Consider the following 23,998-nt stretch of genomic DNA (forward strand, 5'->3'; position numbering starts at 1 on the left):
GTATGTTGCGTGTTGCCCTTTCGCAGTTGACGACGCATTTCCGGCGGTTCATTGCCATCGGACTTGCCGTCATGTTGTCCGTGATGTTCCTGTCCTCAACACTCATGGTCGGCGCCAGTACCAATGCTTCCCTGGGCGCAAGCATCGGGGAGGCTTACCGCAACGCAGATCTCGTTGCCACGTCCAAGAACGGCGAGCCCTTCACCCAGGCTGCCGTGGATGCTGCGGCGTCCGCCCCGGCCGTGGAGGCCAGTTACGCCGAGCGGTCCACCTACGTGACGTTCCAGGCCGGCGGCGGCGAACAGTACGGGCGCCTGCGGAACCTGGCACCAGCGTCCCTGGAAGGTGCTGTGATCAGTTCCGGGTCCATGCCCGCCAACGCCTTGGAGGCAGCGATCGACGTCAAGACCGCCGGGCACCTTGGCCTGGCGGTTGGCAGCACGCTGGTGTTGCAGGGCGGTGGTCCGGTCAAGAATGCGAAGGTCACCATTTCAGGCCTGCTCCAGGCCACCAACGACCCCTTCTCCTCTTCAGCGGCGCAGCTTGTTGCCTCCGAGTCCGTCCTTAATGCGGTGCAGGACGCGGGCGCTGGTTTCTCCGGGCTGCAGTTCGCCCTCAAACCCGGTGAGGATGTTTCGTCGGCCAAGGAGTACATCGCCCACCGGATGGAAGCCGCAGGAGCGGTGGAGCCGGTGCTTGAGACCGCGCAGGAGAAGGTGACCTCGACGGTGGCGATGCTGAGCGCTGGTCAGGACCAGCTGACGATCGTCCTCCTTGCCTTCGCCGGCATTGCCATCCTGGTCTCTACGTTGGTGGTGGCGAATACGTTCTCCGTGCTGGTGGCCCAGCGGACCAGGGAGCTCGCGCTCCTGCGTTGCCTCGGCGCCGGTCGGGGACAGATCCGTGGCTCGGTGATGCTTGAAGCCCTTGTTGTCGGCTTCATCTCCTCGGTGCTGGGCGTCCTCGCTGCGACTGGCCTGATGACCGCCCTGATTGCCTGGGCCAGGTCCCAGCCTGAGCAGGCATTCGCCACGTTGGCCGTGCCGCCGTCGGCCATCATTGCCGGTTTGGTGGCCGGAACGCTGCTGACCGTGGTGGCGGCGCTGGTCCCGGCGAAGGCGGCCACCGCCGTCGCCCCTCTTGCAGCGCTGCGGCCGGCCGATGACGCCTCCGTCCGGAACCGTCGCGGCAAGGTCAGGCTTTTCGTGGGCCTGGCAGCTTTGCTTGGTGGAGCTGCGCTGCTGGTGTACGGCAGCATCAATGTGGTGCTTGGCGTGGCCTTGCTGGGCGGCGCCGCGTCCTTTGTGGGCATCCTGCTGTGCTCCACGCTGTTCATACCCACGGTGGTTGCCCTTGCCGGCCGTCTGGCGGCACCGGCTGGTGTTCCAGGCAAGCTCGCAGCGGTGAATGCCACCCGCAACCCGGCACGTACCTCGGCAACGGCGGCGGCGCTGTTGATCGGCGTCACGCTGGTCTCCCTCATGATGACCGGCGCAGCAACGTCCCGCCAGGCGTTCAACGACACCTTGGCGGAGAACTATCCGGTGGATCTTTCCGCGCAGACGGCAACGGAAGGCAGCGGTTCCGGCGACCCCGCACAGGCTGTCTCCCGGATCAAGGGGCTCGATGGCGTCAGCTCTGCGGTCCTGCTTCAGCCGGTAGGCGCCATCCAGGACGACGCCTCCGGCGGAACCACCGTTTACGGCCTGTCCGCAGCCGATGCCGCTTCTGTCCTGCGGGACAACCATCTGAAGCCAAGCCCCGGCACTGTCTACCTGCCGGAAGACTCGCCGGAAGGACCAGCTACGTTGTCGACGGCGGGCGGCCAGGTCACCCTCGACGCCAAGGTCCTGCGTACCCGCCACGTCCCGGCGTTCGTGGAGTCCTCCAGCGTAGGCTCCGGTCCCCTGGCCGGGGTACCGGGCATGGTGTGGGTGAAACTGGACGATTCCGTATCCGGGGACCGGGTCCAGGCCCTGCAGAAGGAGATAGCTACGGCACTGGGTGTCCATGAACGGACCGTCAGTGGTGCCGCGATCGAGCGGGTCACCTTCAACAGCATCATCGATGTCCTTCTCCTGGTGGTGACAGGGCTCCTCGGGGTTGCGGTGGTGATCGCCTTGATCGGTGTCGCCAACACCTTGTCCCTCTCAGTCCTGGAACGGACCCGGGAGAACTCGCTTCTGCGTGCCCTGGGCCTGACGACGGGCCAGCTGCGCGGGATGTTGGCGATCGAGGCAGTGCTCGTCGCCGGCGTCGCCGCCATCATGGGTGCAGGTATGGGGATCGTGTACGGCTGGCTTGGCGCGCAGGCCACCCTGGGCGGCGTGGCCACCGTGATACCGACGGTGCCATGGCTTCAGTTGACGGCGGTCTTCGCTGTCGCGGTGGTGGCCGGTCTCCTGGCGTCAGTGATACCTGCCCGGCGCGCGGCCCGGCTGTCGCCGGTCGAAGGACTGGCCACGGCGTAGTCGCTCCGGCTCATTGCACGTGAACGGGAAACGCTCCCGCACTTTCCCCGGTTGTACCGGGGGAAAGTGCGGGAGCGTTTCTTATTTAAGGCTGGTAGCTGATCGAGGGTTATGCCTCGGCCGGCTCCTCGTAACGCGGGAACACCGGCGCAGGCGCAGGCAGCTCGGTGCCCGCCGCCAGCGGCGCCGCGATGGCGGCAAAGAGGCGCGCCTCGCCTTCGGGCTGGCCGAGGACGTCAAGGAGCTTCGCGGACGACGTCGGCATGACCGGTTGGGCGAGGATCGCCACGATCCGGACGACCTCCAACGTGACGTACAGGACCGTGTTCATGCGCTCGATGTCCGTCTTGCGCAGTACCCACGGAGCCTGTTCGGCGAAGTAGGCGTTTGTATCGCCCAAAACAGTCCAGATGGCTTCGAGCGCCCGGCTGAACTCCTGCTTTTCGAAGGCACTCCGGGCAGTCTCCAGCAACGCACCGGCCTGCTCCAGGAGCGCTTCGTCCTCGGACGTGAACGCACCGGGCTGCGGAACCTTGCCGTCGCAGTTCTTCGCCACCATGGACAAGGAACGCTGGGCAAGGTTGCCGAAGTTGTTGGCGAGGTCCGCGTTCATGCGGCCGACGATGGCCTCGTGGTTGTAGTTGCCGTCAGCGCCGAACGGAACCTCACGGAGGAAGAAGTACCGGCACTGGTCCAGGCCGTACTGCGCCACGAAGTCCTGGGGAGCAACAACATTGCCGAGGGACTTGGACATCTTCACACCGTTGTTGGTGAGGAAGCCGTGGATCATGACGCGCTCGGGCAGTTCCAGTCCGGCGCTCATCAGGAACGCAGGCCAGTAGATAGCGTGGAAGCGCGAAATGTCCTTGCCGATCACGTGTACATCGGCCGGCCAGAACTTCCTGAAGGACTCGGACTCCACGTCGGGGTAACCCACGCCGGTCAGGTAGTTGGTCAGGGCGTCGACCCACACGTACATGACGTGCTTTTCGTCACCCGGGACCGGAACGCCCCAGTCAAAGGTTGTGCGGCTGATGGACAGGTCCTCGAGGCCACGCTTTACGAAGCTGATGACCTCATTGAAACGTGACTGTGGAGCACCGAATTCAGGGCGGGCTTCGTACAGCTCCAGGAGCTTTTCCTGGTAGTTGGAAAGCCGGAAGAAGTAGCTTTCCTCAGCAGTCCAGGTAACCAGGGTGTCGGTTTCCTTGGAATAGCGGAGACCGTCCTCCTTCACCACGGTGTCGTCCTCAACGTAATACGCTTCGTCGCGGACCGAGTACCAGCCTTCGTACTTGGAAAGGTAGATGTCGCCGTTGGCTTCCATCTTCTTCCAGATGGCCTGCGAGGCCGTGTAGTGGTCCGCGTCCGTGGTGCGGATGAAACGGTCGTACGAGATGCCCAGGTCCAGGCTCATCTGCTTGAAGGCGGCAGAGTTGCGGTCCGCGAGCTGCTTGGCCGTGAGGCCTTCCTTCTCTGCGGACTGCTGCATCTTGAGGCCGTGCTCGTCCGTTCCGGTCATGAAGAAAACCTCATGGCCGTCAAGGCGCTTGAAGCGCGCCATGGCATCAGTCGCAATGACCTCATAGGCGTGGCCGATGTGCGGCACGCCATTGGGGTAGCTGATTGCGGTGGTGATGTAGAACGGGGATTTCTCTGGAGACGTCACTCTAAGAAGTTACCTTTTTTTCGGATGAAATAGCTTAGTTAAGTTCGGTCAGCGTATCGCTGAGACGAACCAGCTCGTGGTCGTGCGATGCAACCAGCACCGCGATGCCGTCGCTGGTGGTGTCCTTCAGGATGCCAATGATGCGGTTGGCGGCGGCCCGGTCAAGGCTTGCCGTCGGTTCGTCGACCACCAGAACGCGGGTGCCAAGGATCAGGGCCCGGGCGATCGCCACGCGCTGGCGCTCACCGCCGGAGAGCTGGGCCGGGCGGTGGCGCATTCGGCGCCCAAGGCCCACGAGGTCCAGGAGGTCCTTCGCCATCTCAGTGCGCTGTTCGACTTCGCCGTCCGGGACAGCGGGCAGCAACACGTTCTCCAAGGCGCTCATGCCATCGATCAGGGCACCGCCCTGGTCCACGTAGCCGATCAGTGCACGGCGGCGGTCCGCGATTTCGTCGTCGCCCATGGCGTCCAGCGGCTGGCCCTCCCAGAAGACCTTGCCCGACGTCGGCAGCGTCAGTCCGGCGCTGACCGTGAGGATACTGGTTTTACCGGAGCCGCTTCGTCCTGCGACACAGTGCATCTCGCCGGCGTGGAGGGTCAGGTTGAAGTCGTCGACGACGTCGACTTCCTCAGCACCGCCCTTGTCACCGCCGTAGTGGATGGTGACCCTGCTCAGCTCCAGCGGGGTTGCGTGGTCAGCGGCCCTCACGATGGTGTTGGCCCTGGTCTGCAGCGACTCTTCCGTGGATTCCGGGGTGGCCGTCAGCTCGGGGTTGAGGTTGTCAGTCATTTGACTACTTTCGTTGCAATGGGAATCCAGCAAATTACGGCCAGCAGACCGGCGAGCCCGGCCCACAGGGCTGCGTAGGGGGCCAGGAGCAAACCAAGCCCCAGGGCACCGAGGACACCCAAGGGAAGTGCCACTGTGCCGACAAGTGCGTTTTCGAAGAACCGGACCTGGCCCAGCATGTCCGGGTTCCAGCCCATGGCCCGCAAGGTACCAAGGTATTCCCGCTTGGCATGTAGCTCGAACCTGCCGGTGACCAAGGTCAGCAAGAGACCGACCACGACGCCGAAGACAGCGAGGATCACGCTCGGCAAAGCGATGCTGGCCGCGGCCAGGACACTGAGGGCGCTGGCACCTGCCGCGCGGGGGATGTCGATCAACAGCGCGATCAGTGCACCCACTGCGGCGCCAAACACGCCCACGGCGACAGCGAGGGAGATGGAGTTGAACCGGTTTGTGGTCAGCTGCCTGTTGGCGAACGTCAGGGGTGAGTCAACGGTGACCAGTCGCTCGTCGTGCTGGGGTTCCTGGTCTATCACCACACGGTGACGCAGCTGCTGAGCCGCCAGGAGGGCGGCGGCACTGTAGATGACCAGCATGGTCACCGACACAATGACGGTGGCAATGTTCCAGCTCAGGAGGCTGAGGATGACGCCTGCAGCAGCCAGTGCCGCAGCGCCTACAGCGAACTCTTCCAGCACCCAGGAGCGGATGCGCTTCTGGGTCCAGCCCATGGCGCGCAGGATGCCTGCCTCGCTTCTGCGCTGGCGGATATAGCTGACAGTGGACGCTCCTGTGAGGAGCGTGGCACCAAGCAACGTCAGGAACAGCAGCGTGATGTTGGTTCCGGTCAGGGAGCCGGAGACGGCGTCAGCCGCATTCTGCCGGACCCATGACTGCTGGACGGTGCCCAGCGGAGACTCCTTGCCGGCGTCGTCCTTGCTGTATCCGGGCACGAAGATGTTGGCGTCTTCGCGGGCGGAGCCGGCCACGACGGTGGCTTCCAGACCGAGTTCACGGATTTGTGCTGCCAGCTTCTCGACCTCGGGCTGGGCGGTCTTCCAGTTGCCGGTGGCGGATGCACGGACCCGCACTGCGTCAATGACGTTGGCGTTGGAGTCGTAACCGCGGGCAGCCGCAAGACCGTAGTAATCGGTGATGGCGCCCGCGGACTGGCTGACGAGGCCCGTCGCGCTGAGTGAGGGCTTGAGTTCCTTGCCCTCGACGTCTTTGCCTTCTGCGTCCTTGGTCAGGCTCATGGGCGTGGGGTCGTATCCGCCCAAGGGGAGCTTGTTGACATCGCCGGCCGCAGCCTGGACCGCGGCGGGGTCAAAGGTGCCGTAGACCATGGGCAGGGGTGCCGCAGGCTTCTTGCCTGTCTCAAGGTCTTCCCGGTAAGAGCGCTCGTCCACGGGCTTGCGCTGGGTCTGGTCCACGGCAGCGCCGAAGGAGGACTTCTCGGGCAGGCGGTTGACGGTTACCCAGTCCCCCGGCGTCGCGCTCTTGTCGGAGGCACCATTGGCAGCTTCGTCGCCGTCCTTGTACTGCGGGGCGGCAGCGAAAGCAGTGCTCCAGGTAGCGGGGTTGTAGAGTCCCTGGCTGAAGGCAGCGGTGCTGCCCAGCAACTGGCTGTGGTCAGTGGAACCGGGCCATTCAAGGGCGAACGGGGACTTCGAAACGAAGGGCAGGTAGTCCTTGTCCAAGGACTTGGTGACAGTTCCTACGTCCTTGACCACTTTCCCGCTGGCGTCCAGTTCCTCGATCTTCACCGAGTACTTCAGGTCCAGGGACGTGCCCGTCCGCACGATCAACGGAATGGCCTTCGAATCAGCGGTCAGGAGTCCGTCACGCTTTGCCTGCTGGTACTGCGTCATGAGCGGCGCCCAGTATTTGAGCTTCACGCCGAGGAAGTCGGGTCCTTCTTCCAACTGGTCCATGGTGAGGCCCGTGGTGAAAAGGCTTTCGAAGTGGCGGCCGATGGCGCCGGCGTCGCGTGCGTCTGCAGGCGGTGCCTTCTCCAGCGGTGCCAGGAAGTCGCCTGCGGAACCCAGCAGTGCCCTTTCAGAGGAGGGATCGACGGCGACGACGGACTCGGTCACCTCGGGCGCCATGGGAAGCGCTACCGAGAGATTGAAGAGGTTGTGCTCGGAGCCGAGTGCGGGTGCCGGGAACTTGATGCCGGTCTCGCCATCGGGGCCGGCGATCCGGACGTTGCTTCCGCCTGCTGCCTGCTCCTGCACCAGGCGGCCCTTGCCCAAGGTGCCCTCGGCGCTGGTCTTGAAGAGTGTTTGCTCCTTGACGCCGTCAGAGCTCGTGGCGGACGCGGTCAAGCGGTACTTCTTGGGAGAATCAGAAAACACGGACTCCGCGGCGGGCCACTTGCTGGCATCCATGGCAGAGGGGTCCCCTGCCGTCACGGCTCCGGCGAGTCCTGCGTTGTACCCCAGGTAGTCCATCGCGTTCAGGCGCGGAGCTTCAAGGTTCTGGGACACCCGCGAGACAAGGCTGATGGGGGCTGCCACGGCAGTCTGGCCCATGCCCCGGATTTTCTCCAACTGGTCAAAGCTGATTCCGCCCTGGCCGTTGGCGATTTCCGGCTGGATCAGGGAACCACCGTCGTCCTTTTGTGACTGGTCAGGCTTGGCCTGGACCAGGATGTCGTAGAGTCCCCGCGAGTTCTCGTCCACTGTCCGGTTCAGAGCCGCCTGCGACTGGCTCTGAACGAGGACGGACAAGCACATTGCGACGATCAAAATGGCCGCGGTCAGCAGCAGCACACGGCTTCTGATGAACCTTTGGACGGCGTTCATTGGGCTCCCTGAGACCTTGATTGCGGGCGCGCACACATTGTCCGGTAATCCTGAAAAAACACAGCGGAATACCGGGCTGGGTGTGCTGAAAGTTGTGGCCGGCCTGCTGCCGGGTCCGAATCCCGGACCCAGCCATTGTAAGCAGACCGGCCACTTCTGCGTGCCAAAGGTGTGTCGCCGGCACGCGGACTTCAGCTGATGTGGATCAGTCCTAGTCCTCCAGGTCCACTTCGCGAACCATGTCTGCGCCAATGCCGGCCTTGATGGCTTCGAGCACCTGCTGCGGAACTGAGCTGTCGATGGTCAGGAGGGCCAGAACCTGGCCGCCTTCAGTCTGGCGGGCAACCTGCATGCCACCGATGTTGATGTTGTTCATGCCGAGGATGTGGCCGATGGTGCCGATGACACCGGGGCGGTCGGCATAGGCCACCACCACGAGGTGCTCGCTGATGGGGATTTCGACGTCGTAGCCGTTGACGCCTACCAGCTTCTCGACCTGCTTGGGACCGGTCAGGGTGCCGGCCACCGAGATCTGCGAACCGTCACTGAGGGCACCGCGGATGGTCAGGACGTTGCGGTAGTCCTCAGCCTCCGGCGTGGTGATGAGCCGGGTGTTGATGCCGCGCTGCTCGGCGATGACCGGTGCGTTGACGTAGGAAACCTGCTCCGTGACAACATCGGCGAACACACCCTTCAGGGCTGCCAGCTCAAGAACCTTGACGTCCAGGGCAGCGATCTCACCGGCAACTTCGACGTCGATCTGCGTCAGCGAAGCGTGGGTGAGCGCAGTGAAGATCCGGCCCAGCTTTTCGATCAGCGGGATGCCCGGACGGACATCGGAGGCAATAACGCCACCGGCAACATTCACGGCATCCGGTACGAGCTCACCGGCGAGGGCCAGGCGGACAGACTTGGCGACTGAAATGCCGGCCTTCTCCTGGGCTTCGTCGGTGGATGCGCCGAGGTGCGGGGTGACTACGACGTTGTCGAGTTCGAAGAACGGCAGGTCGGTGCTGGGCTCCTTGACGAAAACGTCCACGCCGGCGCCTGCGATCTGGCCTTCCTTCAATGCGATGTAAAGCGCTTCTTCGTCAATCAGGCCGCCGCGGGCAACGTTGATGACATAAGCGGATTCCTTCATCTTGCGGAAGGCGTCGGCGCCGAGCATGCCTACCGTTTCCGGTGTCTTGGGCATGTGGATGGTGATGAAGTCAGCGTTCTCCAGAAGTTCATCCAGCGTGACCAGCTTGACGCCCAACTGCGCCGCCCGGGCAGAGGTGATGTAGGGGTCATAGGCAAGGATTTCGGTTTCGAAGCCCTGGAGCCGTGCTGCCACCAAGGCGCCGATGCGGCCCAGGCCGATGATGCCGATCTTCTTCTCGAAGAGTTCGATGCCGGTGTACTTGGAACGCTTCCATTCGCCGTTCTTCAGCGCCGAACTGGCCTGCGGAATGTGGCGGGCGAGGCTGAGGATGTGACCCACGGTGAGCTCCGCGGCCGAGACGATGTTGGACGTCGGCGCATTGACCACCATGACGCCGGCCTGCGTCGCGGACTTGATGTCCACGTTGTCCAGTCCTACTCCTGCACGGGCGATGACCTTGAGGTTCTTCGCCGCGGCAATTGCCTCGGCGTCCACCTGGGTGGCAGAGCGGACCAGGATGGCATCGACGTCGGCGATGGCAGACAGCAGCTGGGAACGGTCGGCACCGTCGGTCTGGCGGATTTCAAAATCCGGGCCCAATGCCTCGACTGTTGCGGGCGAAAGTTCCTCAGCGAGGAGGACTACGGGTTTGCTGGCTGACACGGGGTGGCACCTTACTTTGGACAACTTGGGACAGAACTGGACAAGGAGCGGATGCGGGGCCCGGGGCACGGCGCCGGGACCAGCCCAGAATATCGAATCCGGGCCGTGTTTCCGGTGCCGGCGAGGGATGTTACGGCCGGACCGGAAGCGATGTGAAGAAGTTCACAGCACCACCGGGAGTGCAATTCGGTGGAGAAACGGTGCTGGAAACGGCGGCGCCCGCCCGGCTGAAACTCGCCGGACGGGCGTCGCTGCTTAATGCTGGTGCAGTGCTGCTGCCACGAGGGGCAATCAGCGGGCTGCGGAACCTTCGACGTAGTCGGCGTCCTGCTGCTGCCAGGAGAACAGCGAACGCAGCTCGCGGCCAACTTCTTCGATCGGGTGCTTCTCGGCCTTGGCGCGGAGTTCCTTGAACTCGGTTGCGCCGTTGTCCTGGTCGTCGATGAAGCGCTTTGCGAAAGCACCGTTCTGGATGTCCGCGAGGACAGCCTTCATGTTTTCCTTCACCTCGGGGGTGATGACGCGGGGACCGGAGACGTAGTCACCGTACTCGGCGGTGTCGGAAACGCTCCAACGCTGCTTGGCGATGCCGCCCTCCCACATGAGGTCAACAATGAGCTTGAGCTCGTGGAGAACCTCGAAGTAGGCGATCTGCGGCTGGTAGCCGGCTTCGGTGAGGGTTTCGAAGCCGTACTGGACGAGCTGGGAAACGCCACCGCAGAGAACAGCCTGCTCGCCGAAGAGATCGGTTTCGGTCTCTTCGGTGAAGGTGGTCTTGATGACGCCTGCGCGGGTGCCACCGATTGCCTTGGCGTAGGACTTGGCCAGGTCCCAAGCGGAACCGGAAGCGTCCTGCTCGACGGCGATGATGTCCGGGATGCCACGGCCGGCTTCGAATTCGCGGCGCACAGTGTGGCCCGGTGCCTTCGGGGCGATCAGGATGACGTCAACGCCGGCCGGTGCTTCGATGTAGCCGAAGCGGATGTTGAAGCCGTGGGCGAACGCAAGTGCCTTGCCCTCGGTCAGCTTGTCCTTGATGGAGTCGTTGTAGATTGCGCGCTGGTGCTGGTCCGGCGCCAGGATCATGATGACGTCGGCCCATTCGGCGGCGTCGGCTACGTTCTTGACCGTGAAACCTGCGTCTTCGGCCTTGGCGGTCGACTTCGAGCCGTCCTTGAGTGCAATGACAACCTCGACGCCGGAATCGCGCAGGTTCAGTGCGTGGGCGTGGCCCTGGGAGCCGTAGCCAACGATGGCTACCTTGCGGCCCTGGATGATCGACAGGTCTGCGTCGTCGTCGTAGAACATTTCAGTCACTTGCGTAACTCCTCTTGAGTGGTTTTTCGTAGATATTGATGTGGTGCTGCGGTTCTGGACGCAACGCTCGGCGGGACGGGCCAACGAAATCCACTGACCCATCGCGCCTGGTTTTACGCGGAGCGTAGCGCCCTGTCACTCATGGAGCGGGATCCCCGTCCAACGGCCAAGGTGCCGGACTGCACGATTTCACGGATGCCGAACGGCTCGAGCACTGACAAAAGTGCTGCGAGCTTCTCGGGGGTACCGGTTGCCTCGATCACCAACGAGTCTGTGGACACGTCGACGACAGCGGCGCGGAACAGGTCTGCAGCCTGGGTAACCTGCAGACGTGTCGCGGCATCCGCACGTACCTTGACCAGGATGTGGTCACGCTGTACGGAAGATTCGGAAGTCAGCTCCACAATCTTGATCACGTTGACCAGTTTGTTGAGCTGCTTGGTGACTTGCTCGATGAGATCGCCGTCGGCATCGACGACGACCGTCATGCGGGACATCCCGGGAACCTCGGTGGGGCCCACAGCAAGTGAATTGATGTTGAACGCGCGCCGGGCGAAGAGGCTGGCCACGCGGGTCAGCACGCCGGGCTTGTCTTCGACCAGAACGGACAATGTGTGACGGCTCATGCCTAGTCCTCCTCTTCCCATTCCGGGGTCATGTTGCGGGCAACCTGGATCTGGTCATTGCTGACGCCCGAAGGCACCATCGGCCACACCATCGAGTTGGGGCTCACAACGAAGTCGATGACCACCGGGCGGTCATTGATCTCAAGCGCCTTCTGGATGGTGGCGTCGATGTCCTCGTCACGCTCACAACGCAAAGCTGCACAACCATAGGCATCCGCCAGCTTGACGAAGTCCGGAATCCGGACGGTGTCGTGGCCGGTGTTCAAATCGGTGTTCGAGTAGCGGCCCTCGTAGAACAGGGTCTGCCATTGGCGGACCATGCCCAGCGAGGAGTTGTTGATGATGGCCACCTTGATGGGGATGTTGTTGATGGCGCAGGTAGCCAGTTCCTGGTTGGTCATCTGGAAGCAGCCGTCTCCATCAATGGCCCAGACCACGCGGTCCGGCTCACCGACCTTGGCACCCATCGCCGCGGGAACCGAGTAGCCCATGGTGCCGGCACCACCGGAGTTCAGCCAGGCATGCGGGCGCTCGTACTTGATGAACTGGGCGGCCCACATCTGGTGCTGGCCAACGCCTGCAACGTAAATGCCTTCCGGACCCGTGAGTTCACCAATGCGCTTGATGACGCGCTGCGGGGCGGACAGTCCGTCTTCGGGCTCCGTCCAACCGAGCGGGTAGGTCTCGCGCAGGTTGCCCAGGAAGGCCCACCATGCATCGAGGTCCGGAGCGCCGCTCTGCTCGAACTGGGTCTTCACGGCCTCCGTGAGTTCCGGAATGATTTCCTTGACCGAACCTACGATCGGGACATCGGCCGTACGGTTCTTGGAGATTTCCGCGGGGTCGATGTCGGCGTGAATGACCTTTGCAAAGGGCGCGAAGGTCTTCAGGACACCTGTCACGCGGTCATCGAAGCGGGCACCCAGGGTGATCAGCAGATCTGCCTGCTGGAGGGCGGTGACCGCGGACACCGAACCGTGCATGCCGGGCATGCCGACGTGTTGCGGGTGGGAGTCCGGGAACGCTCCGCGGGCCATGAGGGTGGTGACCACGGGAGCGCCGGTAGCCAGAGCGAGTTCCATCAGTTCTGCAGATGCGTGGCCCTTGACCACGCCGCCGCCTACGTAGAGAACAGGCTTGCTGGATGCTGCGATCAGCTTGGCCGCTTCGCGGACCTGCTTGTTGTGCCCGCGGACCACGGGACGGTACCCGGGCAGATCCACTTTCGGTGGCCACGAGAACGTCATCTGGCCGACCTGGGCATCCTTGGCGATGTCCACCAGGACCGGACCGGGCCGGCCGGTGGATGCCAGGTGGAAGGCTTCGGCCATGACGTGCGGAATGTCGTTGGGGTCGGTCACCAGGAATGAGTGCTTGGTGATGGGCATCGTGATTCCCACGATGTCCGCTTCCTGGAAGGCATCGGTGCCGATGACTCCGCTGGCGACCTGGCCGGTGATGGCCACCATCGGCACGGAGTCCATGTGGGCATCCATGATGGCGGTAACGAGGTTGGTGGCACCGGGTCCCGAGGTGGCGATGCAAACGCCAACCCGTCCGGTAACCATGGCGTAGCCTTGCGCGGCGTGGCCGGCTCCCTGTTCGTGACGGACCAGGATGTGATTCATGCTGGAGGCCATCAAGGGGTCATAGGTGGGCAGGATCGCGCCACCGGGCAAACCAAAAATATCGTCCACGCCGAGTTCTTCGAGCGAACGGACAATTGCTTGCGAGCCGGTCATCACCGTCGGGGGTACAACGGTGTTCGGCCCAAGTACAGGAGAGAGAGGTGCAGCAGAATCGACGACGACGGACTCCGTCGATCGGTCGACCTTTTCCGGAGCTTTGTGGGCTCCAGCGGACTTTGCAGCCATCAGCGAGGGGCTGATCGGCGATCCTTTGCTCATCGGACTCTTCCTTAGTGGATCTTCAATGGGTGGGTCTTGGGAATAAAAAAACCCCTCAGCCTTGCGGCTCTTCGAGGGGTTTGCGCGTGACGGTTCGTTACCAGTCGGGCTAAGCCACGCGCTTGGTAAGGACGACGACGCCGACGGTAACGAATGTGATCATGCGTTCAGTGTTCCCTCAAAGTGAGATACGTGTCAATTGACCACTATCGTATCTCACTATTTGGACAGCGATGTCCGCCTGCCGGACTCCGCCCCATTGCCGGAGCGGAGTCCAAGACAGGAAATTATCCGCAGTAAGCTCCCGTGGAAGCACTGTGGACCAGTTTTGCGTACTTTGCCAGCACACCCTTGGTGAACTTGGCGGGCAGCGGCTGCCAGCCCTCCTTGCGGGCTTCGAGCTCCGCATCATCAACCAGGAGGTCGAACGAACGGGCAGCGATGTCGACACGGATGCGGTCGCCGTCCTGCACAAAGGCGATCGGACCGCCGTCGACGGCTTCCGGCGCAACGTGGCCGATGCACAAGCCGGTGGTGCCGCCCGAGAAGCGGCCATCAGTCAGCAGCAGCACGTCCTTGCCCAACCCCGCGCCCTTGATGGCGCCGGTAATGGCAAGCATTTCGCGCATGCCCGGGCCGCCCTTGGGGCCCTCGTAGCGAATGACCACAACGTCGCCCTTGTGGATCTCGCCATTATCCAAGGCCGTCAGGGCGCCCTGCTCGCGCTCGAACACACGGGCGGTTCCCTCGAAGACGTCGGCATCGAAGCCGGCGCTCTTGACCACAGCGCCCTCCGGCGCCATGGATCCGTGGAGGATGGTGATGCCGCCGGTCTTGTGGATCGGGTTGTCCAGCGCGCGGAGGATCTTGCCATCCAGATCCGGCGGGTTGATGGAGGCGAGGTTCTCGGCGAGGGTCTTGCCGGTGACGGTGAGGCAGTCGCCGTGCAGCAGCCCGGCGTCGAGCAGCGCCTTCATGATGACCGGCACGCCGCCGATCTTGTCGACGTCGGTCATGACGTAACGCCCAAAGGGCTTCAAGTCGCCGAGGTGCGGAATCTTGTCCCCGATGCGGTTGAAGTCATCCAGCGTCAGTTCGACCTCTGCCTCACGGGCGATCGCCAGCAAGTGCAGCACGGCGTTGGTGGAACCGCCGAACGCCATGGTCACGGCGATGGCATTTTCGAAGGCCTTCTTGGTCATGATGTCGCGCGCGGTGATGCCCAGGCGCAGCAGGTTGACCACCGCTTCGCCGGACTTGCGCGCAAAGTCATCACGACGGCGGTCTGCCGACGGCGGTGCCGCCGAGCCCGGGAGGGACATGCCAAGGGCTTCGCCGATGCACGCCATGGTGTTGGCCGTGTACATGCCGCCACAGGCGCCCTCGCCGGGACAGATGGCCTTTTCGATGCGGGTGAGGTCCTCCATGCTCATCTTCCCGGCGGCGCAGGCACCCACCGCTTCGAAAGCGTCGATGAGGGTGACTTCCTTCTCCGAACCGTCTTCGAGCTTGACCCAGCCCGGCATGATCGAACCGGCGTAGAGGAACACCGAAGCGAGGTCCAGGCGGGCGGCCGCCATGAGCATCCCCGGGAGGGACTTGTCGCAACCGGCCAGCAAGACCGAACCATCAATGCGCTCGGCCTGCATCACGGTCTCCACGGAGTCGGCAATGACTTCGCGGGAGACGAGCGAGAAGTGCATGCCTTCATGGCCCATGGAAATGCCGTCCGATACGGAGATCGTGCCGAACTGCATCGGGAAGCCACCGCCGGCATGGACGCCTTCCTTGGCGCCCTGCGCGAGCCGGTTAAGGGAGAGGTTGCAGGGGGTAATTTCGTTCCACGAGCTCGCGACACCAATCTGGGGTTTGGCAAAGTCGTCATCGCCCATGCCGACGGCGCGGAACATGCCACGGGCGGGAGCGGCATGAATGCCATCGGTGACGACCCGGCTGCGGGGTTTGATGTCCGGCGTGTTGTCTGTAGCAATGTTGGTGTCGGTCATGGTCCAAAGTCTATGTGCACCTGGTGGCGCCAGCGCTTCTTCCCCGCCGGGTTAAGCCCGAACCGGCAATTATTGCGGAAACCCGGCACATGTGGAGTTGCGCCGGCGGCTCAGGTGTCGCCCGCCTGGCGGGCGATCCCGGCAGCCTCAGCCTGGAGCATCTCCAGCACGCCTGCAATCGTGGCCCGTGCGGCCACTTCCTGCCGCGACAGGGCGACGATGCTTCTGCTCGCCTTTACTCCCGTGAGCGGACGGAGGACCAATCCCTTCCGTGCACTGGCGCGGGCCGTATAGCGGGGAAGGAGGCAGATTCCGTGGCCTGCCCCCACCAGTGCTTCAAGGACCCTCAGGTCCGGATACCGCTGGCCGCGCGTGGCGTGCTTGCCTGCATGGACTTCGATTTGCCGAAGGACCGCGTCAAAGGGGAATCCCCTCAGGAACGCCGATCCAGGGGTGGTCCACCACGTCCTCCGGAGTCAACCGCGCTTTGGACGCCAGCGGGTGCCCGGCAGGCATGGCAACGTCGAGTGCTTCCTCCAGCAGCGGGACTACCGCTAGTCCCGGCCGGGCAAAGACCTCGGGCCCATCCACGCTGTGCGCCAGCACGATGTCATAGTCGGCCACCAAAGGAGCAAAATGTGCCGTTCCCGGATCCTCGAAATGGGCATCGAAGCCCAGTCCCTCCACAGCGGCTACACGATGCAGCATTCCCGGCAGCAGCATTTCCGCCGCACTTGGAAAGAATGCCGCTGAAACATTGGTCTGCCAGCCTTTCCGGTAGCTGTCGACGGTGGACTCAGCGCGGGCCATGGCTGTAGCTATTTCGGCGGCTGCAGCAGCCATGGCGTGTCCGGCCTCAGTCAGCTGCACTCCCCTGCCGGCCTTTTCCACCAGGGTCACGCCCAATTCGGCCTGCAGTGTCTTCAACTGCTGGGAAACGGCGGAAGCAGTGACATTCATGGCATCTGCGGTGGCGCCCACGCTTTGGCGATCAGCCAGCTCCCGCAGAATCTGCAGCCTTTTGAAGTCCATGCAGCCAGACTAGGCGACGGGCAGGAATTCCTTCCAAAGAATTTGCCGCCCGACCTTCCTCAGTAATCTGATCAATTCCGGGGACCGGCCGGCCAAAAGCTGGACAGCCCAATAGCAGGCACGTAACGTCTGAAATACCACGTACTGCACCCCTGTGAGCAGAAGGGCACCCGCCATGGATTGGTTAATTTGGGTCATTGTCATTGTTTTGGTCGTCGCGATTCTTTGGTGGCTCATGAGCCGCAACAAAACCTCGAATACCACCGCTAGCCCGGCTCCCGCAGCAATGGAGTCCACCAATACCGGAACCGTACCGGATCCGGGTGCGGTGACTGCGGGAGTCGCCGGACTGGCCGGCGTAACCAACCTTGGCAAAGCAGCTGCCGAGGGCAGCGGACCAACCGCTGACGAGCCGCTCAGGGAAGAAGAACGCGCAGACGAAGAACGCGCAGACGAACCACGCCCCGACGAAACAGCAGTTGAACCTCACGGCGAGACAAGTGAACCTGCCGTTGGTGAGGCCGGCGTTCGCCCCGGGGCCTCCGATGAATCCGCCGACGTGCAAACCGACGGGCAAACCGACGTGCAGAAGGCCGCAACACCCGGTCTGACGGTCGAGGAACCGGTCATTGCAGCCCCGGTTGTCGAAGAGCCGGTGGTGGACGAACCGGTAGTGGATACCGACGCCAGGTTGCACACTGCCGACGCCGGCGACGTTGACGACTGGCAGGAGGCGCCCGCCGTCGAGGTCACCGCTGACGACGTCGCCAGGGCCGATGACGCAGCCGACAAAGCCGAGTGGGAATCATCGTGGACTGACGCTGCAGGCGCACCGGTCCATCACGAGGAGTACACTGCTCCGCACTCCCCCACACTCCCCGGTGCCGAGACCGCAGCCGGCGAAGACACCGTTGAAGACACCACAGCTGAAGAAGCCACGACTGAAGGCTCTGCGATCGAGGAAACCGGCCCGTCCGGACACCTTGCCGCGGAGGAGCCCTACGGAACCGGTTCGTCCAGCACGCAGCGCGAAGGCCATCCCGTCAAGGCAATTGCGGCGACCATGACGTATCACGATGAGGACGCCGCCGACTACAACGACGTCGAAGCGGACGTTTGGTTCGAATCCGCAGCCCATGCTGAGGCAGCCGGATTCCGTCCGCCCCGGCGCAGCAGGCACTGATCCGGCCATCCGCGGAATCCGTCGCTTCAGGAGCAGCACACAGGCATGGGACACCAAGGCGCAGGAAAAGGCTTCACGGGAGGACAACGGCTTGTGGCGGCCGGCCATGCGTTTGTGTTGGCAGTGGCACTTTCAGCCTGCACCGGAGGCACCTCCTCGCCCGGCACCGCGGCCACCCCGAATCCGGCCGGCTCCGGATCGAGCCGGACGGGGCAGGCCGCACCGCCGGCCCCTGAGGTCCTGCAAAAGCTCGACGTCGGGCTCCAGCTGCCATGGTCCGTCGTCTTCCTGCCGGACGGCACCGCCGTAGTGTCCGAACGGGATTCGGCGCGGCTCGTGGGGATCAAGGACGGCCGCGCGACCCCGATAGCCGAGGTACCCGGCGTCGTTCCCGGCGGCGAAGGCGGATTGCTGGGACTTGCCGTGTCGCCGTCTTTTGTCTCCGACCGGTGGCTCTATGCCTATCTGACGTCGGCAACTGACAACCGGATTGTCCGGATGCAACTCAAGGAGGATGCTGACGGGCCCTCGGGGCTCGGCACACCGGAGGTCATCTTCCCTGGAATCCCGAAGGCATCGACCCACAACGGAGGACGTATTCGTTTCGGTCCGGACGGAATGCTCTATGTCGGCACCGGGGACTCCCAGCGCAGGGAGCAACCGCAGGACACGGATGCCCTGGGTGGCAAGATCCTCCGCCTGACCCCGGAGGGGCGCCCCGCGCCGGGTAATCCTTTCGGTGACAATCCTGTGTACAGCTATGGGCACCGGAACGTCCAAGGCCTGGCCTGGGACGCCGAAGGTAGGCTGTGGGCAAGCGAGTTCGGCCCTGACGTGGACGACGAACTGAATCTCATCCTCCCTGGCGGCAATTACGGCTGGCCTCTGGTGACGGGGGCGCCGGGCCGAAGCGGCCTGACCGATGCGAAGGTCGTCTGGCCCTCGACGTCCGAGGCGTCGCCGAGCGGGCTGGAAATAATCAACGGCGTGGCTTACACCGGCGCCCTTCGCGGCCAGCGGCTCTGGGCCGTTCCCCTCGATGGCCCAACGGCAGGAACCCCTGTGGCTTATTTCACAGGCGGGTACGGCCGCTTGCGGGACGTAGCCCGCGCACCGAACGGCGATCTATGGGTGCTCAGCAACAACAAAAACCCCGACTTCGCGCTGATTTTGCGGAGCCAACCATGATGCGCGGCAAGTGCCCCGGCTCGATTTCGCACTTCGGGCCAAGTCGTGTAGAGTTACTTGTCGTTGCGGAGATCGCCGGGGAAGGAAACGCCCCACGGATGATCGAAATCAACAGCTGCACCTCTAGCTCAACTGGCAGAGCAATTGACTCTTAATCAATGGGTTCCGGGTTCGAGTCCCGGGGGGTGCACCACTGAAAGACCCTGGAGTGAATTCACTCCAGGGTCTTTTGTTTTTCCTCAGGAATGCCATCCCGCGCCGTGCGCAGCTTCACTTTGAGCGTGGTTTTGAATCCGCGAATTGTGGTGTAGAGTTATTTGTCGTTGCGGAGGTCCGCAAGGAATGCGAATTCCCTCGAAGACCGAAACAATAGCTGCACCTCTAGCTCAACTGGCAGAGCAATTGACTCTTAATCAATGGGTTCCGGGTTCGAGTCCCGGGGGGTGCACCAAGACAAAAGGCTCCGGATCGTTCACACGATCCGGAGCCTTTACTTTTTTGACTGGCAGGAATTGCCGGCAGGGAAAGGCCCTTGCCGGTTTTGAATCAGGCCTGCGGCACGTCGCTTTCGACTTCCTGGGATTCCTGCTCGGGAGCGGGCAAGCCCGCAAGCCCCCGGACAACAATCCGGAGTTCCTCACGCAGCCTCGCTGTATCCACAGCGACAGGCGACAACACTTCCTGCTCCAGCTTCACAGCTTCCGCAAGGGCTGCGCTACCGGCCTCCGTCAGGGTGACCACGTGGCTTCTGCGGTCCGAGTCGCTGCGTTGGCGTGTAACGTGCCCGTGCAGCTCGAGCCTGGCAAGGGTGGTCCCCATGGTCTGGGCTTTGACCCTCGCAACTTCAGCCAAAGCCGCCTGGGTAATTGCACCCTTGGCTGCAAGTACTTGCATGGCAATGACCCCGGCGTGGGTAAGGCCGATGGACTTCAATTTTTCGTTCCACGAGATTTCCACCAGGCGTGCAGCTGTCGAAAGCAGTCGGGTAGTGGGCCATCTCTCCATATCTGGCATGCCGACAGTATATGCGCGCAAGAGCCGGGGACGTGGCTTCTGCGGTCTAAACTGGGAAATCGCGACCAAAAGCAAGGAGCATATTTTGGCTGAACGACTTATCCCCGGCGACGTTGCACCGGACTTCACCCTGCAGGACGCCTCGGGCGAAAACGTCAGTTTGTCCGACTTCCGGGGCCGAAAAACCATCGTCTACTTCTACCCGGCCGCCTCTACTCCCGGATGCACCAAAGAGGCTTGTGACTTCAGAGACACTCTGGGTTCCCTGCAAGCGGCCGGCTACGAAGTTGTTGGAGTCTCCCCCGATTCCGTGGACGCCATCGCCAAATTTGCGGCGGAAGAGCAACTCACCTTCCCGCTGCTGTCCGACCAGGAGCACACCGTCGCCGACGCCTACGGGGCATGGGGCGAAAAGAAAAACTACGGCAGGACCTACCAGGGGCTGATCCGCTCCACCATCGTGGTTGACCCCGATGGCAAGGTTTCCCTGGCCCAGTACAACGTCCGCGCCACGGGCCACGTAGCCAAGCTGCGCCGGGACCTCAAGCTGGACGGGTAACGGGTACACTGGAGGCCGTATATGGCATCGGGCGCCCGAAGGGGGCCTGAATGCCGGCCAGCGCGAGTGGTGAAATTGGCAGACACGCAGGATTTAGGTTCCTGTGCCTTCGGGCGTGGGGGTTCAAGTCCCCCCTTGCGCACAAGAGTCAAGAAGGACCGTGGCCATGGGCACACGGAGCACCCCCGGTTGCAGAGCCGGGGGTTTTTCCTCAAGCAGCGGGGACAGCTACCTGAATAAGCGCTGGGAAGTGCGTTCGGGACGTTCAACTAGACTGGAATGTGGTCTGGCCTAAGCCGGCCGTGGCATTTCAACCGGCTTGAGGGGACAAGAGTGGCAAGCAGCAAAATGCGGAGCCTGACCGTGCAGTTGCTCAAGGTGGGCTCTGTTTTTGCAGTACTGGGGCTGGCGGCATGTACAGGAACGCCTGGCCCCGCGCCGTCGTCGTCTACCGGAAGCTCAGCCCCGGCCGAGCCGGCGGCCACCTTCAACTTCGGCACGGCGTCGATGCCCTTGGGCCTTGACCCTGCCATGACGGCCGATTCCGAGTCCTACCGTGTAACGCGCCAGGTCCTTGAGGGACTGGTTGGTGTTGACGGATCAACCGGAGACACCACTCCCCTGCTGGCCACGGAGTGGAAAGACAGCAACAACGGTCTGACCTACGACTTCACCCTCCGCTCCAAAGTCACCTTCCACGACGGAACACCTTTCGACGCAACCGCAGTGTGTGCCAACTTCAACCGCTGGTTCAGCTTCCCTGCCGATCTCCGGAAGCAGGCACCGGGAATCTCATTCCAGGGCGTTTTCAAGGCCTATTCGGACGAGCCCGTCTTCTCCATCTTCAAGGACTGCAAGGTGGTCTCACCCACTGACGTCCAAATCAACCTGACCAGGCCCTTCACCGGGTTCCTGCAGGCACTGACGCTTCCGGCCTTCGCCATTTCTTCCCCCGCCGCCCTGGAAGCGCAGCGCGCCAACGTTCTTGACCAGACCCGGAACGGCCAGGCAGTTTCTGCCTACGCGAGCCACCCCGTGGGGACCGGTCCCTACCAATTTGGAACCTGGGACGAGAACAAGATCACCCTCCAAAGCTACAAAGGCTATTGGGGCAACAGGGGCCAGATAGCCACCATCAATTTCATCCCTTACGACCGCGCCGAGACACGGCAACAGGCTCTTCTGGATGGCAAAATCGACGCCTACGACCTCGTGACGCCGGCAACCTTCGACCAACTCGTCAAGAAGGGTGTCCAGATCATCCAACGGGACCCGTTCTCCGTGATGTACCTGGGCATCAACCAGGCAGTGGCACCCCTGGACAAGCTGGAGGTCCGCCAAGCCATTGAAATGGCCGTGGACAAAGAATCCCTGATCCGCAAGTTCTTCATCGACAACACTGCCCAGGCGTCCCAGTTCGTGCCGCCAAAGCTCAGCGGCTTCAACAACAACGCCCCTTCGCTGGGATACAACCCTGAGAAGGCCAAACAGCTTCTCGAGAAGGCCGGCTACAAGGGTGAGGAACTGAAGTTCTACTATCCGTTGAATGCCACGCGGGCCTACATGCCCACTCCCGAGAAGATCTACGCCGAAATCAGCCGTCAGCTGGTTGCCGTTGGCCTCAACATCAAACCGGTTCCCATTGACTGGGAAAACGGCTACCTCCAAAAGGTCCAGTCCGCCGGGGACCGTGGGCTGCACCTGCTCGGATGGAACGGCTCGTATGCCGATGCCGACAACTTCCTGGGGCCCCTCTTCGGCGAAAGCCGGGCGGAGTTCGGCTACACGGACTCGGAGGTCTTCCACAAGATCGAAAGGGCACGCGCCATGCCTGAGGGCGATGACCGCAATGCCCAGTACCAGGCCATCAATGCCGAGATTGCCGCGTCCGTGCCGGCAGTCCCGATCGCCTTCCCCATCTCGGCACTGGCGTTGTCCAACAAGGTGGAAAGCTACCCCGCTTCACCGGTCCTCAACGAAGTTTTCACGAACGTCCGCTTAAAGCCTTGACGATTCCCCACAATTTCAGTATTGGGTCTGCACGGGGATATTCTGTGACAGCCAGTGCCGCCGCTAACGGAGATTGATCGTGACCTTCATTTCCAAGACTCAACATGCCGACGTCGTCCTTATTGGCGGCGGAATCATGAGTGCCACCCTCGGTGCGTTCATCAAGCAACTTGAACCCACCTGGACCATCTCCCTGTTCGAACGACTCGACGAAGCGGGGCTCGAGAGCTCTGGACCGTGGAACAACGCCGGCACCGGACACGCTGCCCTGTGTGAGCTTAACTACTCACCGGCAGCCAAGGACGGTTCCGTGGATCCTTCCAAGGCCCTCCACATCAACGAGCAGTTCCAGCTCTCACGCCAGTTCTGGTCCCACTTGGTGGACAGCAAGGTGATCGGATCGCCCAAGGGCTTCATCAACACCGTTCCGCACATGAGCTTCGTCATTGGCGAGGACCACGCGAAATTCCTCAAGACCCGCTACGAGGCCCTCAAGCCCAACACGCTGTTCCGCAGCATGGAGTACACCGAGGACCAGGACCAAATCGCCAAGTGGGCACCCCTGATCGTCAAGGGCCGTGACCGCAAGCAGCGTGTCGCCGCCACCCGCGCAGCGGAAGGCACCGACGTCGATTTCGGCGCCCTGACCCGCGAGCTGACCGGTTACCTGCAGGGCAGCGGGGCCGAGGTCAACTACGGCCACGACGTCACCAACATCAACCGCGCAGCAGGCGGCGGCTGGGATCTGTCCATCAAGCATGCCAAGTCCGGCGAGCACGGCCGTATCCACGCCAACTTTGTCTTCGTTGGCGCCGGCGGCGGTGCGCTCCACCTGCTGCAGGCCTCGGGCATCCCGGAAAGCAAGGGCTACGGCGGATTCCCCGTATCGGGACAGTTCTTCCGCTGCACCGATGATGCCATCACCTCCCAGCACAGTGCCAAGGTCTACGGCCAGGCCTCGGTCGGCGCTCCCCCGATGTCCGTACCCCACCTGGACACCCGCTTTGTGGACGGAAAGCGTTCCCTCCTGTTCGGTCCTTACGCCGGCTTCTCCACCAACTTCCTGAAGACTTCCAGCTACCTTGACCTTCCCCTGTCCATCCGCCCGGGGAACATCATCCCCATGCTGGCAGTGGCCAAGGACAACATGGATCTCACGGCCTACCTCATCAAGGAGGTTGCCAAGCGGCACGAAGCCAAGGTGGAATCGCTGCGCGAGTACTACCCCGAGGCCGTCGGCAGCAACTGGGAACTGATCACTGCCGGCCAGCGTGTACAGATCATCAAGAAGCATCCCCAGAAGGGTGGTGTCCTGCAGTTCGGCACCGAGGTCATCGCCTCCCGCGACGGCTCCATCGGCGCCCTCCTCGGTGCATCGCCTGGAGCGTCCACGGCTGTGCCGATCATGATCGAACTCCTGCAGAAGTCCTTCCCCAAGAACTTCAAGGGATGGCAGTCCAAGCTCAAGGACATGATGCCGGGCTACGGCGTCAAGCTTAATGAGAACCCGGACCTTGCCGCCGAACTGGAGGCCAGCACAGCCAGGTCCCTGCAATTGGAAGTGGCCAACGCCGTCCAGGGCTAGGCGACACCCCGGGGCTGCGGCCGGTTC

At 62.9% G+C, this 23,998-nt stretch carries 17 protein-coding genes and 3 tRNA genes; 9 read left to right on the forward strand and 11 right to left on the reverse strand.

What is annotated here, in order from left to right; translation table 11 throughout:
- The first annotated feature begins 2 nt into the window (after positions 1-2).
- Entirely contained in the window at positions 3-2,471 is a 2,469-nt protein-coding gene (locus tag ACNAOU_RS13830; protein WP_422757089.1) for an ABC transporter permease, read from the forward strand.
- A 109-nt stretch (positions 2,472-2,580) separates the two neighbouring features.
- Here the strand turns inward: ACNAOU_RS13830 and metG are convergent, their stop codons facing one another.
- From metG to ACNAOU_RS13880, 10 genes are all read right to left on the reverse strand, one after another.
- Entirely contained in the window at positions 2,581-4,140 is a 1,560-nt protein-coding gene (metG, locus tag ACNAOU_RS13835; protein WP_422757090.1) for a methionine--tRNA ligase, read from the reverse strand.
- A 34-nt stretch (positions 4,141-4,174) separates the two neighbouring features.
- Positions 4,175-4,930, reverse strand: a complete 756-nt coding sequence (locus tag ACNAOU_RS13840; protein WP_018776256.1) for an ABC transporter ATP-binding protein — start codon at positions 4,928-4,930, stop codon at positions 4,175-4,177.
- A complete protein-coding gene (locus ACNAOU_RS13845) occupies positions 4,927-7,737 on the reverse strand; it encodes an FtsX-like permease family protein (RefSeq protein ID WP_422757091.1) in 2,811 nt (936 codons plus the stop codon). Before ACNAOU_RS13845 ends, ACNAOU_RS13840 begins: the two co-directional genes overlap by 4 nt.
- Positions 7,738-7,948: 211 nt before the next feature.
- Positions 7,949-9,544, reverse strand: a complete 1,596-nt coding sequence (serA, locus tag ACNAOU_RS13850; protein ID WP_422757092.1) for a phosphoglycerate dehydrogenase — start codon at positions 9,542-9,544, stop codon at positions 7,949-7,951.
- A 291-nt stretch (positions 9,545-9,835) separates the two neighbouring features.
- The gene (gene ilvC, locus ACNAOU_RS13855) at positions 9,836-10,861 is read right to left on the reverse strand and encodes a ketol-acid reductoisomerase (RefSeq protein WP_018776259.1); all 1,026 of its coding nucleotides are present in this window, start codon (positions 10,859-10,861) and stop codon (positions 9,836-9,838) included.
- A gap of 113 nt (positions 10,862-10,974) precedes the next feature.
- Entirely contained in the window at positions 10,975-11,487 is a 513-nt protein-coding gene (gene ilvN, locus ACNAOU_RS13860; protein WP_011775174.1) for an acetolactate synthase small subunit, read from the reverse strand.
- A gap of 2 nt (positions 11,488-11,489) precedes the next feature.
- Positions 11,490-13,394, reverse strand: a complete 1,905-nt coding sequence (locus ACNAOU_RS13865) for an acetolactate synthase large subunit (protein ID WP_064721771.1) — start codon at positions 13,392-13,394, stop codon at positions 11,490-11,492.
- A 287-nt stretch (positions 13,395-13,681) separates the two neighbouring features.
- Positions 13,682-15,400 carry a dihydroxy-acid dehydratase gene (gene ilvD, locus ACNAOU_RS13870; RefSeq protein ID WP_018776261.1) on the reverse strand — a complete coding sequence of 573 codons (1,719 nt, stop codon included), beginning with the start codon at positions 15,398-15,400 and terminating at the stop codon, positions 13,682-13,684.
- A gap of 110 nt (positions 15,401-15,510) precedes the next feature.
- Positions 15,511-15,837, reverse strand: coding sequence for a LysR substrate-binding domain-containing protein (locus ACNAOU_RS13875; RefSeq protein ID WP_422758687.1), 327 nt, complete (start codon positions 15,835-15,837; stop codon positions 15,511-15,513).
- Positions 15,818-16,432, reverse strand: a complete 615-nt coding sequence (locus tag ACNAOU_RS13880) for a LysR family transcriptional regulator (protein ID WP_422757093.1) — start codon at positions 16,430-16,432, stop codon at positions 15,818-15,820. The genes ACNAOU_RS13875 and ACNAOU_RS13880 overlap by 20 nt, the downstream gene beginning before the upstream one ends.
- A gap of 175 nt (positions 16,433-16,607) precedes the next feature.
- Here ACNAOU_RS13880 and ACNAOU_RS13885 point away from each other — a divergent pair, with 175 nt between their 5' ends.
- From ACNAOU_RS13885 to ACNAOU_RS13900, 4 genes are all read left to right on the forward strand, one after another.
- Positions 16,608-17,615, forward strand: a complete 1,008-nt coding sequence (locus ACNAOU_RS13885) for a hypothetical protein (protein WP_275775267.1) — start codon at positions 16,608-16,610, stop codon at positions 17,613-17,615.
- Between the two features lie 45 nt (positions 17,616-17,660).
- On the forward strand, positions 17,661-18,803 hold the full coding sequence (locus ACNAOU_RS13890) for a PQQ-dependent sugar dehydrogenase (RefSeq protein ID WP_416428319.1): 1,143 nt from the start codon (positions 17,661-17,663) through the stop codon (positions 18,801-18,803).
- 117 nt (positions 18,804-18,920) lie between these two features.
- Positions 18,921-18,996, forward strand: a tRNA-Lys gene (locus ACNAOU_RS13895).
- Positions 18,997-19,178: 182 nt separating this feature from the next.
- A tRNA-Lys gene (locus ACNAOU_RS13900) sits at positions 19,179-19,254 on the forward strand.
- Between the two features lie 95 nt (positions 19,255-19,349).
- On the opposite strand, the gene ACNAOU_RS13905 is transcribed toward ACNAOU_RS13900, so the two are convergent.
- Complete coding sequence (locus ACNAOU_RS13905; RefSeq protein WP_026266909.1) at positions 19,350-19,817, reverse strand: MarR family winged helix-turn-helix transcriptional regulator; 468 nt, start codon at positions 19,815-19,817, stop codon at positions 19,350-19,352.
- An 85-nt stretch (positions 19,818-19,902) separates the two neighbouring features.
- Here ACNAOU_RS13905 and bcp point away from each other — a divergent pair, with 85 nt between their 5' ends.
- The 4 genes from bcp to ACNAOU_RS13925 all read left to right on the forward strand — a co-directional run bounded on the left by bcp (position 19,903) and on the right by ACNAOU_RS13925 (position 23,971).
- A complete protein-coding gene (bcp, locus tag ACNAOU_RS13910; RefSeq protein WP_018776266.1) occupies positions 19,903-20,376 on the forward strand; it encodes a thioredoxin-dependent thiol peroxidase in 474 nt (157 codons plus the stop codon).
- Between the two features lie 60 nt (positions 20,377-20,436).
- Positions 20,437-20,518, forward strand: a tRNA-Leu gene (locus ACNAOU_RS13915).
- A gap of 191 nt (positions 20,519-20,709) precedes the next feature.
- On the forward strand, positions 20,710-22,386 hold the full coding sequence (locus tag ACNAOU_RS13920; RefSeq protein ID WP_374757539.1) for an ABC transporter substrate-binding protein: 1,677 nt from the start codon (positions 20,710-20,712) through the stop codon (positions 22,384-22,386).
- 79 nt (positions 22,387-22,465) lie between these two features.
- Positions 22,466-23,971, forward strand: a complete 1,506-nt coding sequence (locus tag ACNAOU_RS13925) for a malate:quinone oxidoreductase (RefSeq protein ID WP_018776268.1) — start codon at positions 22,466-22,468, stop codon at positions 23,969-23,971.
- Positions 23,972-23,998: the final 27 nt, after the last annotated feature.

The sequence above is a fragment of the Paenarthrobacter sp. C1 genome (assembly GCF_049315185.1).
GTDB lineage: Bacteria > Actinomycetota > Actinomycetes > Actinomycetales > Micrococcaceae > Arthrobacter > Arthrobacter nicotinovorans.